This is a genomic window from Stenotrophomonas lactitubi, from assembly GCF_002803515.1.
GTDB classification, from domain to species: Bacteria; Pseudomonadota; Gammaproteobacteria; order Xanthomonadales; family Xanthomonadaceae; genus Stenotrophomonas; species Stenotrophomonas lactitubi.
The window spans coordinates 3,350,059-3,364,829 of sequence record NZ_PHQX01000001.1 but is presented as its reverse complement, the minus strand read 5'-3'; the positions used below and the strand labels follow the sequence as shown (position 1 = coordinate 3,364,829).

The following is a 14,771-nucleotide window of genomic DNA, read 5'->3' as shown; positions in this document are numbered from 1 at the left end:
GCCGCCCCCTCGATGCGCCGATTGACCGTGGTGCAGTTGCTGCCGGCGCTGCACTCCGGCGGCGTCGAGCGCTCGACCCTTGAAATCGCCGCGGCCCTGGTCGCTGCCGGCCATCGCGCGCTGGTGGTGTCGGCTGGTGGTCGCCTGGTGCAGCCGCTGCTCGACAGCGGTGCCGAGCACCTGACCCTGGATATCGGCCGCAAGTCGCTGCTGACGCTGCGCCATCTGCCGACCCTGCGCCGCCTGTTCACCGAAGTGGGCGCCGACATTGTCCACGCCCGTTCGCGCCTGCCGGCGTGGCTGGGGCTGTATGCGATCCGTGCGATGCAGCCGGCGCAGCGCCCGCATTGGGTCACTACCGTGCATGGGCTGAATTCGCCCGGCCGCTACAGCGCGGTGATGACCAGCGGCGAACGCGTGATCTGTGTATCCAACAGCGTGCGCGACTACGTGCACACGCATTACCCCACGGTGGCCCGCGACAGGCTGCAGGTGATCCCGCGTGGGGTGGATGTCAGCCAGTTCCCGCGTGTGGCCCGCGCCGATCGACGGCCTCGGCTGGCGCTGGCGGCGGACTATCCCTGGCTGGCCCAGGTCGATGGACCGCTGTTGCTGCTGCCCGGTCGCGGCACCCGGCTGAAAGGCCACGCCCACGCGCTGCAGTTGCTGGCCGATGTCCGTGCAGCGGGCGTGCCGGCGCAGCTGTGGATGCTGGGCACCGACGAGCCTGGCCGCGAAGCCTATGTGGCAGAGCTGCGCAGGCAGGCAGATATGCTTGGCGTGACCGGGGCCGTGCACATCAGCACGCCGACTGCGCGCATCGCCCAGGCGTACGCGGCCAGCGATCTGGTACTGCAGCTGTCGGACAAGCCGGAGGCCTTCGGTCGCACTGTGGTCGAAGCGTTGTCGGTCGGCAGGCCGGTGCTGGGCTGGAACCACGGCGGCGTCGGCGAACTGCTGCAGCAGCTGCAGCCCAGTGGTGCCGTGCCGCTGGGCAATGCGCAGCTGCTGGGTGAACGTGCGCTGGCCCTGCTGGCACAGCCGCCATCGCTGCCGGGCCGTATCCCGTTTACCCTGCAGGCCATGCAGCGCGATACCCTCCGCCTTTATGCCGACCTCGCTGGCTGACGCCGCGCCGCCCCTGCGCGACGAGCGCGCTGGCCGCTGGGCACCCTGGTGGGTGCTGGCCTACGTCGCGTTGTGGCCGCTGCCAGGCATTGCCGAAACGGTGCTGGGCCTGGGAGCGTTGTACGCCGCGGCACGCATGGTCATCCGCCGGGTGCAGCATCGACCGCATCTGCTGAGCCCGGCAGCGTGGGCGCTGACATCGATTCTTTTCCTTGGCTACTGGTTGCCACAGGCGTTCTCTGCGTTCGATGCCGTGGACCCGTCGGCGTCGTGGACCAAGGCGGCGGCCGGGCTGCGCTATCTGCCTTTCATGTGGCTGGTGGCGATCGCCGTGGCCACCCCGCAGCGGCGGCGCTTGACCCTGGGCGGACTGGCGGTGATCACCGGGCTGTGGACGCTCGATGCGCTGGTGCAGGCACTGGCAGGCACCAGCCCCTGGTTCTGGTCGCTGCAGCAGCTCAAGCTGGCCATCAGCGGCCACGCGTTGTGCCCGGCCGATGAAGCCGCGCTGGCTGATCGTCTCAGCGGGGCGCTTGGGCCGTGCAACCTGAAATTCGGCCAGGTGCTGGCCAGCCTTTCGCCGTTCCTGTTGTTGCCGGTGGCGCGCCGTTTCGGCAATGCGGGCTGGTTGCTGGCTGCTGCTGCGGTGGGCGTGGTGCTGTTGCTGGCCGGCTCCCGTGCCTCATGGATCACCTTCGGCCTGGTGGTTGTCTACAGCGGCGTGCGCCAACTGGGGTGGAAGCGGTTGGGCCTGCTGGCGCTGGTGGGTGTTCTCTCGGCGGGCGCACTGACTGCCAGCGTGCCGCAGCTGCGGGAGCGTGTGGCGCGCACGGCAATGGCCTGGGGCGGTGGCGAGGACGGGGTCGAACAGGCACTGTCCGGTCGTACCCGCATCTGGAGCGCGGCGGCCTGCATGATCGAAGCGCATCCGATCAATGGTGTCGGTGCACGTGGCTTCCGCGATGCCTATCCCCATTGCGTTGCCGATGAAGGGCCGGCGGTGTGGGGCACGATGCCGGCGCTGCACGCCCACCAGATCGTGCTGGAAATCCTTGCCGAAACCGGTGTGCTGGGTCTGTTGCTGTGGCTGGCAGCGGTGGCGCAGGCATGGCGGGCATGGCGCTTCGCCCCGGCAGCGGCGCGCGAGCGTGCACGGCCGGCGATGCTGGCATTGGCGGTTACCGTGTTCCCGCTCAATACCCACCTGGCGTTCTATTCCGCGTTCTGGGGCGGCCTGACCGTGCTGCTGGCCGCGCTGTTCGTCGGCACGTTGCTGGCGCGCGAACCGGACGATCTGCCGCGCGCCGCGTAATCTCCGCATCCACGCATGGCGTGGATCTACCGGAGTGCGCGGGGCGGGGGCGTATCCACGCATGGCGTGGATCTACCGGGGTGCGCGGGACGGGGGGCGTATCCACGCATGGCGTGGATCTACCGGAGTGCGCGGGGAGGGGGGCGTATCCACGCATGGCGTGGATTTACCGGATTACTCGGGGTGGGTGGTCGTATCCACGCATGGCGTGGATCTACCGGATTACGCGGGGACATTGGTCGTGTCTGATCAGTAGATCCACGCCATGCGTGGATGGGCTTTCCCATGAACATTGGCCGTCGTCGCGGCTTTTCCCGACCTGCCGCGAGGTGGTCCGCCAATGCACGCAGGGTCGCGCAACCCGCAGTCTGTGCCCATGGCCAGCCCCAGACTCCGTTACGGTCGCTACTCCCGCACAGGCAACATCTATTCCCTGACCACGGCGACCCACGGCCGTGCCCCCTTGTTCGCCGATGCCGCCAACGTGGCGGTCCTGGTCGATACCCTGCGCTTCATCGAACGCAATGCCTTCAGCCACAGCCTCGCCTGGGTGGTGATGCCCGACCACCTGCATTGGTTGATGGAACTGCAGAAGGGAACGCTGGCCCAGTGTATGGCCGTGCTCAAATCACGCAGCAGTCGGCTGCTGAACCGGCAACTGGGACAGAAAGGGCCGCTGTGGCAGCACGGCTACCACGACCATGCGGTACGCACCGATGAATCCCTTCATGAAAAGGCGATGTACATCCTGGCCAATCCGGTGCGGGCCGGACTGGCCGGCGAGTTGGGGGAATACCCCCACGCCTGGTGTCGTTGGCCGTTGTAGATTCCGGCATCGGAACGGAGAGCATCCACGCATGGCGTGGATCTACCTGGGAAGCAGTAGATCCACGTCATGCATGGATGGGGCGTTTCCGACCGCCCGTCATATCACTTGTAGAAATCGCTCCGCCCACCGGGCTGGCGCTTGAAGCGGCGGTGGATCCACAGGTACTGGTCCGGTGCCTCGCGCACCATCTGTTCGATGGCCTGGTTCACCCGCGCGGTATCGGCTTCTACATCTTCGCTGGGGAAATTCTCCAGCGGCGCACCAATCTTCAGGAAGTACTTCCCGCCTTCGCGGCGATGGAAGTAGGGGATGACCGCGCAACCGGTCATCCGCGCCAGCTGGTGGGTCGCGGTGATGGTGGATGCGGTGTGGCCGAAGAACGGCACGAACACGGTGTCCTTGCCGCGCATGTCCTGGTCGGGCGCGTACCAGAGGAAGCCGCCCTTCTTCAGGTGGCGCACCGTCGCGCGGATATCCTCGTTGGCGTACATCGCCTTGGCATAGCGCAGGCGGCCGAACTTCACCGCCCACTCGTACACCGGGTTCTTGTGCTTGCGGTACATGCCGGACAGGTCGACGTGGTCGCACAGCAGGCGGCCGCACATCTCCAGGGTCATGAAGTGGCCCGAGACCAGCAGCACGCCGCGACCTTCGGCCTGCATCTGCTTGAGGTGTTCCAGCCCTTCGATGTGCACCTGCGGGCGGATGCTGTCGATGCTGCCCCACCAGGAGCGCGCGCATTCGAAGATGCCCACGCCCAGTGCATCGAAGCTGTCGCGCACCAGGCGCTTGCGCCAGGCCTCGTCCTTCTCGGGGAAGCACAGCTTGAGGTTGACCTCGGCGGCATGGCGGCGGCTGCCGGCCAGACGCCAGGCGATCGAGCCGACCCCGCGGCCGAGCGCGCGCTGCAGCATCCACGGCAGCCGGGCGATCCCGAAGGCAGTGAACATGACGGCAAACATCGGCCAGTTGCGTGGATCACGCAGCGACGGACGGACGGCGGTGGTGGCATCGGACATGCCGCCATTCTACCAACCCGGCCGCGTGTCTTTCCCGGGGGGCTCCCGTATCCTTGCCGCATGCGTAAAGACCCTGTCGAATGGATCCTGCGTGGCCTGTACTCGGCCGTGCTGTACCTCCTGCTGCCGATCACCGTGTACCACCTGGTCTGGCGCGGCTTCCGGGTCCGTGAATACTTCCGGCGCTGGGATGAACGCTATGCGTCCTATCCGCAGCCGAGCGGCCAGCCACGGGTCTGGCTGCATGCGGTCTCGGTGGGCGAGGTCAACGCCGCTGCGCCGCTGGTCAATGCACTGCGCGAGCAGCGGCCGGACATCCGCTGGGTCATCACCACCATCACCCCGACCGGCTCGGAACGGGTGCGCGCGCTGTGGGGCGACGCGCTCGACCATGTGTACCTGCCGTACGACGTGCCGGGCAGCGTCAACCGCTTCCTCGGCCACTTCCAGCCCAGCCTGGCGCTGATCCTGGAAACCGAGCTGTGGCCGAACATGCTGTTCGGCTGCCGCGACCGTCGCATTCCGGTCTACATCCTCAATGCACGCCTGTCGGCCCGATCGCTGCGTGGCTACCGGGTGCTGGCAGCACTGATCCGGCGTGCGCTGCGCACGGTCACCTGCGTGGCCGCACAATCGCAGGATGACGCCGCACGCTTCGTGCAGCTGGGCGCGGCGCCGGAACAGGTGCAGGCGCTGGGCAACCTGAAGTTCGACATCGCCACACCGGACGTGCAGCCCTTCATCGAACAGTTCCATGCCCATGTACCGGCCACGCGCCCGGTATGGATCGCGGCCAGCACGCATGATGGCGAAGAGCAGGCGGTGATCGACCTGCACCGCCGTCTGCGCCAGCAGCATCCGGACCTGCTGCTGCTGTGGGCGCCGCGGCATCCCGAGCGCTTCCCAAAGGTGGAAGCGCTGGCCCGCGAGCAGGGCTGGAGCGTGGCGACGCGGCGCGCGCAGCAGTGGCCAGGGGCCGGCAGCGATGTCTTCGTCATCGACACGCTGGGTGAACTGATGCCGTTCTACGGCTGCGCCCAGGTTGCCTTCGTCGGTGGCAGCCTGCAGGCCATCGGTGGGCACAACCTGCTGGAGCCTGCGGCAATGGGCACCGCAGCGGTGACCGGCCCGCACCTGCACAACTTCGCCGAGATCTCGCGGCGCATGCGTGAAGCCGGCGCACTGCTGATCGGCGAGGACGCGCAGGCGGTGGGCGATCTGCTGCTGCACCTGCTCGACGACGCGCAGGCGCGCGAGGACATGGCCCGCGCCGGTTGCACACTGGTCAGCAATGGGCGCGGCGCGCTGCAGCGGACCCTGCAGCTGGTGGCTCCGCACCTGCCGCCACCGCTGGCCTGAGACCCTGCCAGTTGCCATCAGGGGTCTCAAGGCCAACCCGGCCTTGGCCCTGTCGTGATCGCCTGCATCAAGCCTGCTTGATGGCGTTGAAAGTGTCGTAGCCGGACCGCTCCCACCGCTCGCGGCGTGCAGGCTGTCACATCATCGTGGCTACGGCGCCGATTCCGATTCCGCCTACCGCGTCAGGCTGCCAGCCTGTTGTCGACCACGCTTGGGCGACATCAAGGGAGCTTTGAATGATTGGCGACAACGGAAGCGCGCAGCAGCCCAGCGAGAAGACCGGGGGGCTGGGCACCGACCATCTGCTGGTGGTGGCGCTGACCCTGCTGTTGGGGGGCAGCGTTGTCGCCCTGGTCGGCCAGCACACGGCGGCGCAGGCGGGGCCCGCCATTGTTCTCAGTCTGTTGCTGGCGGCGCTGGGTGCGGTGCCGATGCTGTATTGCCTTCGTATGGCGATGCGGCGTCTACCGAATCCTTCAGGTCTGCATGCTCTGCTGCGTGCCGCCTGGGGCAAGCTGTTCGCGGATGTACTGGTGATTGCCCTGCTGCTGGAGCTGACGGCGACCACCGCAGGCCTGGCGCAATCGATGGCGCGCCATCTGTATGCAGCCGCTGAGGTCATCGATGCGGCTCCCGCGCAATGGGTGACATTGCCGCTGGCGGCTTCGATCATGGTGTTGCTGCTGGGGGCCGCCACTGCAGTGCTGCGGACGCCGCGCGTGCTGCTGTTGGCCAGTGCACTGCTGACAGTGAAGCTGGGCGTTGGCCTGCTGCTGTTGTTGCTGGCAGCACGTCATGTGCACTATGCGAATTGGATTCCATGGCTGCCATCGGCTACCGCGCCCTATCGCTTCGGGCTGGGCGGCGTGCTTGCAGCTGGCGTGGCATTGCTCGGTGTGCTGCTCGGTGCAGGCTTGCTGGCAGGGTTTGCCGGCGGGGTGCCGCAGCCTCGTTCGCAGGTTTCCAGAGCCGCCGGCGCAGCGGTGCTGATGGCGATGCTGTGGCTGATGGTATTGGCGGCGCTGCAGTCCGGCCTGGTCGAATTTTCTGCGCTGGCCAGCACGCGCCCGCTGTCGGTGGCATTGCAGGGTGTGCCGCAGCTGCAATGGTTGCTGCCACTGTTGCCGTTGGCGGGCGGCGCGGGGCTGGCGGCCCTGCAGTTGGTATCGCTGCTGTTGGCCGCGCGCTTGGGGGTGGAGGTCTGGCCGCCGGAGCCGGGCGATGCGGGCACCGATGCGCATCTGCGGGTGACGATTGCGCTGACCATGCTGGCGGCGACGTTGACGCTGTCGATGCCGGAGGGCTGGCTTCCACAGCTGCCGGGGCCTGCGGGCCTGCTGGTACTGGCCGCCGTATGCCTCGGCGTTGCCCGCAGCCAATGGCAGGCGCGGGCGGCGGCTGGCGAACGGCGGCTCATCCCGATGCTGCTCGCACCTGTAGCGACCGCACTATGCCTGTTGCCGGCAGTCACGTCCCGCTTGTTCGTACCGGTGCTGGTGGTACTGGCGGTCGTGCTGGCAGGCGCCCTGATACGTCGACATCCGGCGCGTTCGCGCTAGCACCATGCGCGGCGCCGGCCATCTGCAATCAATAAAAAAAGCCACCCTCGCGGGTGGCTTTCTGATCAGACCGGTGGCGCCGACTCAGTTCGTGGTCGTGGACGGGTTGCCCGCGTCCTGGGTCAGCAGGCGGTTGAGGTCCTGCAGTTCGGCGACATCCAGGCCACCCACGGCCTGGCTCAGCAGCAGGCGGTTCTGCAGGAAGTTGTAGCGGGCCTGCGCGTAATCCAGCTGGGCGGAGAACAGGATGCGCTGGTTCTGGATCACGTCCAGCACCGTGCGGGTACCCACTTCCAGGCCGACCTGCGAAGCGTCGTAGGCGCTCTGTGCGGAAACCACGGCCAGGCGGCGGGCTTCCACTTCGCTGATGCCCTGTACCAGGGTCTGGTAGGCATTGCGCGTGTTGCGGTCCAGCGCGCGCTTCTGCTGCTCGAAACCATCCTGGGCGATATCACGCTGGGCCAGGGCCTGGCGCACGCCGGACTGGGTGGCGCCGCCAGAGAAGATCGGCACGCTCAGGGTCAGGCCGATGCTGTTGGTGCGTGCATCGGGTGAGAGCGAACCGGCGCCGACGCTGTCGCCCCAGGTCGCGCTCTTGCCCCAGCTGCCGCCCAGCGACAGGGTCGGGTAGTGGCCGCCACGGGCCGCCTGCACGCCGGCTTCGGCGGCACCGACCTTCAGTTCCTGCGCCTTCAGCGCCGGGTTCTGCGTGGTCGCCTGCTGCACCAGCTGGTCCAGGTTGCCGCGGTTGGCCGGCACTTCCGGACGGAAATCGGCCGGCAGGCCCTTCAGGTTCATCACCGGCTGGCCGGTCAGTTCGGTCAGGGCCTGGTAGTTGTCGGCCAGGGTGTTCTGCGCAACGATCGCGTTGGCGCGCGCCTGGTCGTACTGGGCGCGTGCTTCGTGCACGTCGGTGATCGGCGCCAGGCCCACTTCCAGGCGCTTGTCGGCGAAGTCGAACTGCTTCTTCGCGGCCGCTTCGTTGGTCTGTGCGGCGTTCAGCGATTCGATCGCCACCAGCACGTTGAAGTAGGCCGCCGAGGTGCGCACGATCAGGTTGTCGTTGGCCGAGTCGAGGGTGAAATCAGCCGCCTTGCTCAGCTCGCGCTGCGAACGCAGGTTGTTGATCTGCGTCCAGTTGAACAGCGTCTGGGTGCCATCGACCGTGTAGTTGCGGCGCTTGCTGGTGACCGAACCGGAGTTGGCATCGGCATTGGCCTCGCTACGCGTGCGGTTCAGCGTGGCCTGGCCATTGATCTGCGGCAGCAGGGCAGCGCGCGCCTGCACGGCGCCTTCCTTGTCGTACAGCCGGGTGGATTCGGCGGCGGACAGCTGCGGGTCGCCATTGCGCGCCATTTCATAGACCTGCAGCAGGTCGGCGGCATGGGCGGACAACGGCAGCAGGGCAGTGGCCAGCGCAACAGCGAGGGATCGGCGGATCATTGCGGCTTCCTTGGACTCAGAGGTGGAACTGGGGGGCCGGGGCGGCACCACGCAGGTAATCGATATCGGTCTCGAACAGCGACTCGGTGCTGCCATCGGCCTTCACCAACAGCGCTTCCATGGCCGGCGAACGGCCCTGGATGACATACAGACGACCACCCGGACGCAACCACGAAGCGAACTGTGACGGCACCACGTCAACGGCGCCAGTGACACAGATCACGTCGAAGCGGCGTTCGGTCTGCCAGACCAGGCCATCGGCCACTTCCACGCGCACGTTGGTGCCCAGGCCGGTGGCATCCAGGCGGGCGCGCGCAGCCGCGGCCAGCTCCGGATCGATTTCCAGGCTCAGCACGTCGCGCGCCAGCGCGCCGATGCAGGCCGACAGGAAACCGCTGCCGGTGCCGATTTCCAGCACTTCGTCACCCGGCTGCAGATCCAGTGCCTGCAGGGTACGGCCCTCGATGACCGGCTTCATCATCTTCTGGCCGTTGCCGATCGGCAGTTCGACATCGGCATAGGCCAGCGCCCGGTGCGCGTCGGCGACGAAGGCCTCGCGCGGCAGGCGGGCCAGGACGTCGAGCACCTTGATGTCCAGCACGTCCCAGGGACGGATCTGCTGTTCCACCATCAGTTCGCGGGCGTGGGCGTAATCAATCGTCATGAGGTTCAAATCCAGCGCAGTGGGCCGGCCATTTTACCGGTGCCGGAGGCCGGCGGCGCGCCCAGAGCATCAGCTGCGGGGTGGCCGGGGTCGCAGTGCCGGAAGTCATCGCGACCTCCGGTTCGTTCAGTTTTGGTTATCCAGCGGTTCCGGCCTCTCGCGGGGCGTAGGCGCGCAGGAAGAAATCCACGCTGGCGGCCACGTGGAGCGCAGCATCGGTCTCGACGGGTGACAGTGGCATGCCGCACATCATATGCATGTGCACTTCGCCCTTCACCAGGGTCAGGAACTGCTGGCCGGCGATGTAGCAGTCGGGGATGTCCAGTTCACCGCGCTCGGCACGCAAGCGCATGAAGTCGGCCAGCGCCTCGCAGGTGCGTTGCGGGCCGGCCTGCCAGAACAGTTCGCGCAGGCGCTCGTCGGTCTCCGGGGCCATCATCACCCGCTGGATCGACAGGGCCGCGTCGGAGGTGATCATCTCGAAGAACGCCATGCCGATGCCCAGCAACTGGTCGCGCAGGGGGCCTTCGACGTCGGCCACGAACAGCGCGTCGGGCAGCATCTCGATGCACTTGGACTGCACAGCTTCGGAGAACAGGGTCTCTTTGTCGCCGAAATGGCTGTATACGGTCAGCTTCGAGACGCCGGCCTGGGCCGCGATGCTGTCCATGCTCACGCCGCTGTAGCCCTGTTCGATGAACAGTGTCTTGGCTGCCTCGAGTATCGCCGCGCGCTTACCCAGGTCCTTGGGGCGCCCGGGACCGGCAGCCTTGGCAGCGGGCTTGGCCGACGGCTTTCGGGAAGTGGGAGAACTCATCCCGCTAATACTAGACCAAGCGGTTCGATATTTATACTATACCGGCTGGTTCACTAATGTCCGCGTTGCAACAGTATGTTGCCGGCGCGTTCCCCCCGGATTTCTTTTCAGGTCCTGTACCTCATGAAAAACATGCGTTGGTTGGGCGTAGGCGTACTGGTCGTGGTGTTGGCAGCGTGCGGCAAGCAGGCTGCCGAGCCGGTGGCGGCCATCCCGGTGCTGGTGGTGCATCCCACCACGCAGGATGGGCAAGCCGCGGCCGCCTACCCCGGCGAGGTGCGTGCCCGCCAGGAAAGTCCACTGTCGTTCCGGGTTGGCGGCAATCTGGTCAAGCGTCACGTCGACGCAGGCGAGCGGGTGAAGAAGGGCCAGCTGCTGGCGGAACTGGATGCGGCCGACTACGCCTCGCAGGCGGCGGCATCGCAGGCGCAGCTGGCGGCGGCGGAAGCAGACCTGGTACGCGCCCGTGATGACCAGAAGCGCTACGCCAAGCTGGCCGAAGACCAGCTGGTGAGCCGCTCGGCACTGGACCAGCAGACGGCGGCGTTCAAGGCCGCACAAGGCCAGGCCAATGCCGCCCGGGCCAATCTTGCCGTGGCCCGCAACCAGGCCGAGTACGCGCAGCTGCGCGCGCCCGCCGATGGCGTGATCGCCAGCCGCCAGGCCGAAGCCGGGCAGGTCGTGAGCGCTGGGCAGACGGTGTTCACCCTGGCCGCCGACGGTGGCCGCGAGGTGCTGATCGCGCTGCCGGAAAGCAACATCCGCGACTACAAGGTCGGCCAGTCGGTACAGGTGGAACTGTGGAACCGCCCGGGCCAGCTGCTGCCGGGCACCCTGCGCGAGATCGCACCGGCCGCCGATGCACAGGCCCGCACCTATGCCACCCGGGTCAGCCTGGCGCCGGAAGCGCTGAGCGAAGTGGAACTGGGCCAGAGTGCGCGGGTGTTCGCCACCGCCGGGCGCAGCGGTGCGTTGCAGCTGCCGCTGGCGGCCGTACTGCGCGGCAGTGATGGCAAGGCCAGCGTGTGGGTGGTCAATCCGTCCAATGGTGCGCTGAAGGCAACTCCCGTGCAGGTCGGTGCCTATGGCGCGCAGGCCGTGCCGGTCGTGTCCGGTGTGGGCGCGGCGGACTGGGTGGTCGCTGCCGGCGGCCATCTGCTGCGCGAAGGCCAGGTGGTGACGCCGGTCGATCGCCAGAACCGCCCGGTGCTGGCACCGTCGGCCGCCACGCCGGCGCCGGCCGCAGGCAAGGGGCACTGACCCGTGCGCCGCTTCAATCTCTCCGAATGGGCGCTGGGCAACCGTGCGCTGGTGTTGTTCGCGATGCTGGCGTTCGCCGTCATCGGTGCCTGGTCGTACAAGCACCTGGGCCAGTCCGAAGATCCGCCGTTCACCTTCAAGGCGATGGTGGTACGCACGATGTGGCCGGGCGCCACCGCCGAGCAGGTCTCGCGGCAGGTGACCGAGCCGATCGAAAAAGCACTGATGAACACCGGCGAGTACGAGTTCATCCGCTCGTACTCGCGGCCGGGCGAATCGCAGGTGATCTTCATGGCGCGCGACAGCCTGCGCTCCAAGCAGATCCCGGACCTGTGGTACCAGGTGCGCAAGCGCGTGGGCGATATCCGCGCGACGCTGCCGAGGGAAATCGTCGGGCCCTTCTACAACGATGAGTTCGGCGACACGTTCGGCAACATCTATGCGCTGACCGGCGAAGGCTTCGACTACGCCGTGATGCGCGACTATGCCGACCGCATCCAGCTGGAGCTGCAGCGCGTGCCCGACGTCGGCAAGATCGACCTGGTCGGCCTGCAGGACGAGAAGGTGTGGATCGAGCTGTCCAACACCAAGCTGGCCACGCTGGGCGTATCGCTGCAGCAGGTGCAGCAGGCGTTGGCCGACCAGAATGCGGTCAGCGCCACCAGCTTCTTTGAAACCCCGACCGACCGCGTGCAGCTGCGCGTGACCGGTCAGTTCGATTCGATCGAGGACATCCGCAGATTCCCGATCCAGGCGGGCGAACGCACGCTGCACCTGGGCGACATCGCCGAGGTCAAGCGCGGCTTTGCCGACCCTTCTTCGCCGAAGATGCGCTTCATGGGCCAGGATGCAATCGGCCTGGCGGTGGCGATGAAGGACGGCGGTGACATCCTCAAGCTCGGCGCCACCCTGGATGCCGAGTTCGAACGCCTGCAGAAGACCCTGCCGGCCGGCATGCAGCTGCGCAAGGTGTCCGACCAGCCACATGCGGTGGAAGAGTCGGTGGGCGAGTTCGTGCAGGTGCTCACCGAAGCGGTGGTGATCGTGCTGCTGGTCAGCTTCTTCTCGCTGGGCCTGCGTACCGGCCTGGTGGTGGGCGTGACCATTCCGCTGGTGCTGGCGATGACCTTCTTCGTCATGCACTACTTCGACATCGGCCTGCACAAGATTTCGCTGGGTGCGCTGGTGCTGGCACTGGGCCTGCTGGTGGACGATGCGATCATCGCGGTGGAGATGATGGCCACCAAGATGGAGCAGGGCTACGACCGCCTGCGCGCGGCCAGTTTCGCCTGGGAATCCACCGCCTTCCCGATGTTGACCGGCACCCTGATCACTGCTGCCGGCTTCCTGCCCATCGCCACTGCCGCATCGAGCACCGGCGAATACACCCGCTCACTGTTCCAGGTGGTGACCATCGCGTTGGTGGTGTCATGGATTGCCGCTGTGCTGTTCATTCCGTACCTGGGCGACAAGATGCTGCCGGACCTGTTCAATCCGCAGCTGCCCAAGCCAGACAGCCTGGCCGGTCGCTGGCGTGCCAAGCGCCTGCAGTGGGCCGACCGGCATCCGTCGCTCGCGCGCTGGATCGCGCCGAAGGAGCATGCGCACGATCATGATCCGTACCAGCGCCCGTTCTACACCCGCTTCCGGTCGTTCCTGGATACCTGCCTGCGCCATCGCTGGTGGGTGATCGGTGCGACCATCGCACTGTTCATCGGCTCGCTGATGCTGTTCCGTTTCGTGCCGCAGCAGTTCTTCCCCGATTCGACTCGCCCGGAACTGATGGTGGACATCGAGCTGGCCGAAGGTGCGTCGCTGGCCGCGACCCAGGCACAGGCAGACAAGCTGGAGAAGCTGTTGAAGGGCCGCGAAGGCATCAGCAACTACGTGGCCTACGTCGGTACCGGTTCGCCGCGCTTCTACCTGCCGCTGGACCAGCAGCTGCCGGCCACCAACTTCGCCCAGTTCGTGGTGCTTACCGAAGACGCGAAGGCCCGCGAATCGACCCGCGACTGGATGCTGAAGGAAGTGATAAAGCAGTTCCCGGATGTGCAGATGCGCGTGACGCGCCTGGAGAATGGGCCGCCGGTCGGCTATCCGGTGCAGATGCGCGTGTCCGGCGAGCACATCGCACAGGTACAGGCGATTGCGCGCAAGGTCGAGGCCAAGGTGCGCGAGAACCCGCACGTGATGAACGTGAACCTGGACTGGAGCGAGCCGAGCAAGGTGGTGCGGCTGGTGATCGACCAGGACCGCGCACGCGCGCTGGGTGTCAGCAGTGCCCAGGTCAGCCAGTTCCTCAGCAGTTCGTTGTCGGGCATGAGCGTGAGCACCTATCGCGAAGGCAACCGCCAGATCGAGATGCTGCTGCGTGGCCCGGACAACGAGCGCGCGCAGCTGGATCTGCTTGGCAGCCTGGCGATTCCGACCAGCAGTGGCACTGCGGTGACGCTGTCGCAGGTCGCGCGGCTGGAATACGCGTTCGAGGACGGCATCATCTGGCACCGCAACCGCCTGCCGACGGTGACCGTGCGTGCCGACATCAGCGATGGCATGCAGCCGCTGGACGTGGTGCAGCAGATCGTGCCGACGCTGGATGGCATCCGTGCCGAGTTGCCCAGCGGCTACCTGCTGGAAACCGGCGGCTCGGTGGAGGATTCGGCTCGCGGCCAGAACTCGATCAAGGCCGGCATGCCGCTGTTCCTGATCGTGGTGGCCACGTTGCTGATGCTGCAGCTGCGCAGCTTCTCGCGTGCGGCGATGGTGCTGGTGACCGCGCCGCTGGGCATCATCGGTGCGACGCTGTTCCTGCTGCTGTTCCGCGCGCCGTTCGGCTTCGTGGCACTGCTGGGCACCATCGCGCTGGCGGGCATGATCATGCGCAACTCGGTGATCCTGATCGACCAGATCCAGCAGGACATCGATGCCGGGCATGACCGCTGGCATTCGATCATCGATGCGACGGTGCGGCGTTTCCGCCCGATCGTGCTGACCGCGCTGGCGGCGGTGCTGGCGATGATCCCGCTGTCGCGCAGTGCGTTCTACGGTTCGATGGCGATTTCGATCATGGGTGGGTTGATCGTGGGCACGGTGCTGACGCTGGTGTTCCTGCCGGCGTTGTATGCGGCGTGGTTCCGGGTCAAACCGGACGAATCCGGGGCGTAATGCCCCGGGTTTCCCGGGCCGCCGCCCCTGGTAGGTGCCAACCTTGGTTGGCATGGATGCGTGCATCCACGCATGGCGTGGATCTACCAGTAGAGCCACCCCATGGGTGGCTGCGGGCTTCCGGGCTCCGTCATCCACGCATGGCGTGGATCTACTGCAGCTGGCCATTGCCCTGGTAGGTGCCAACCTTGGTTGGCGCGGATGCATGCATCCACC

The 14,771-nt window shown here is 66.9% G+C and carries 11 protein-coding genes; 7 read left to right on the top strand and 4 right to left on the bottom strand.

What is annotated here, in order from left to right; all coding sequences use genetic code 11:
- Positions 1–12: 12 nt before the first annotated feature.
- The 3 genes from CR156_RS15740 to CR156_RS15730 all read left to right on the top strand — a co-directional run bounded on the left by CR156_RS15740 (position 13) and on the right by CR156_RS15730 (position 3,266).
- Positions 13–1,128, top strand: coding sequence for a glycosyltransferase (locus CR156_RS15740; protein ID WP_100553506.1), 1,116 nt, complete (start codon positions 13–15; stop codon positions 1,126–1,128).
- Positions 1,109–2,440 (top strand): O-antigen ligase family protein, encoded by a 1,332-nt coding sequence (locus CR156_RS15735; protein WP_100553505.1) that lies wholly within the window; start codon positions 1,109–1,111, stop codon positions 2,438–2,440. Before CR156_RS15740 ends, CR156_RS15735 begins: the two co-directional genes overlap by 20 nt.
- Before the next feature lie 376 nt (positions 2,441–2,816).
- Complete coding sequence (locus CR156_RS15730) at positions 2,817–3,266, top strand: REP-associated tyrosine transposase (protein ID WP_100553504.1); 450 nt, start codon at positions 2,817–2,819, stop codon at positions 3,264–3,266.
- A gap of 104 nt (positions 3,267–3,370) precedes the next feature.
- Here CR156_RS15730 and CR156_RS15725 read toward each other — a convergent pair whose 3' ends face one another.
- Entirely contained in the window at positions 3,371–4,288 is a 918-nt protein-coding gene (locus tag CR156_RS15725; protein WP_089236760.1) for an LpxL/LpxP family Kdo(2)-lipid IV(A) lauroyl/palmitoleoyl acyltransferase, read from the bottom strand.
- A 60-nt stretch (positions 4,289–4,348) separates the two neighbouring features.
- Here CR156_RS15725 and waaA point away from each other — a divergent pair, with 60 nt between their 5' ends.
- Together waaA and CR156_RS15715 are read left to right on the top strand one after the other, a co-directional pair.
- A complete protein-coding gene (waaA, locus tag CR156_RS15720; protein WP_100553503.1) occupies positions 4,349–5,647 on the top strand; it encodes a lipid IV(A) 3-deoxy-D-manno-octulosonic acid transferase in 1,299 nt (432 codons plus the stop codon).
- A 236-nt stretch (positions 5,648–5,883) separates the two neighbouring features.
- The gene (locus tag CR156_RS15715; protein WP_243381842.1) at positions 5,884–7,206 is read left to right on the top strand and encodes an amino acid transporter; all 1,323 of its coding nucleotides are present in this window, start codon (positions 5,884–5,886) and stop codon (positions 7,204–7,206) included.
- Between the two features lie 84 nt (positions 7,207–7,290).
- Here CR156_RS15715 and CR156_RS15710 read toward each other — a convergent pair whose 3' ends face one another.
- The 3 genes from CR156_RS15710 to CR156_RS15700 form a co-directional block, all read right to left on the bottom strand.
- Positions 7,291–8,649, bottom strand: a complete 1,359-nt coding sequence (locus tag CR156_RS15710) for a TolC family outer membrane protein (RefSeq protein WP_100553502.1) — start codon at positions 8,647–8,649, stop codon at positions 7,291–7,293.
- A 16-nt stretch (positions 8,650–8,665) separates the two neighbouring features.
- Entirely contained in the window at positions 8,666–9,313 is a 648-nt protein-coding gene (locus CR156_RS15705) for a protein-L-isoaspartate O-methyltransferase family protein (RefSeq protein ID WP_100553501.1), read from the bottom strand.
- A gap of 136 nt (positions 9,314–9,449) precedes the next feature.
- A complete protein-coding gene (locus CR156_RS15700) occupies positions 9,450–10,130 on the bottom strand; it encodes a TetR/AcrR family transcriptional regulator (RefSeq protein ID WP_100553500.1) in 681 nt (226 codons plus the stop codon).
- A gap of 123 nt (positions 10,131–10,253) precedes the next feature.
- Between CR156_RS15700 and CR156_RS15695 the strand changes: the two genes are divergently transcribed.
- Together CR156_RS15695 and CR156_RS15690 are read left to right on the top strand one after the other, a co-directional pair.
- Positions 10,254–11,390, top strand: coding sequence for an efflux RND transporter periplasmic adaptor subunit (locus CR156_RS15695; RefSeq protein ID WP_100553499.1), 1,137 nt, complete (start codon positions 10,254–10,256; stop codon positions 11,388–11,390).
- Between the two features lie 3 nt (positions 11,391–11,393).
- Positions 11,394–14,555, top strand: coding sequence for an efflux RND transporter permease subunit (locus CR156_RS15690; RefSeq protein WP_100553498.1), 3,162 nt, complete (start codon positions 11,394–11,396; stop codon positions 14,553–14,555).
- The last annotated feature ends 216 nt before the right edge of the window (positions 14,556–14,771 follow it).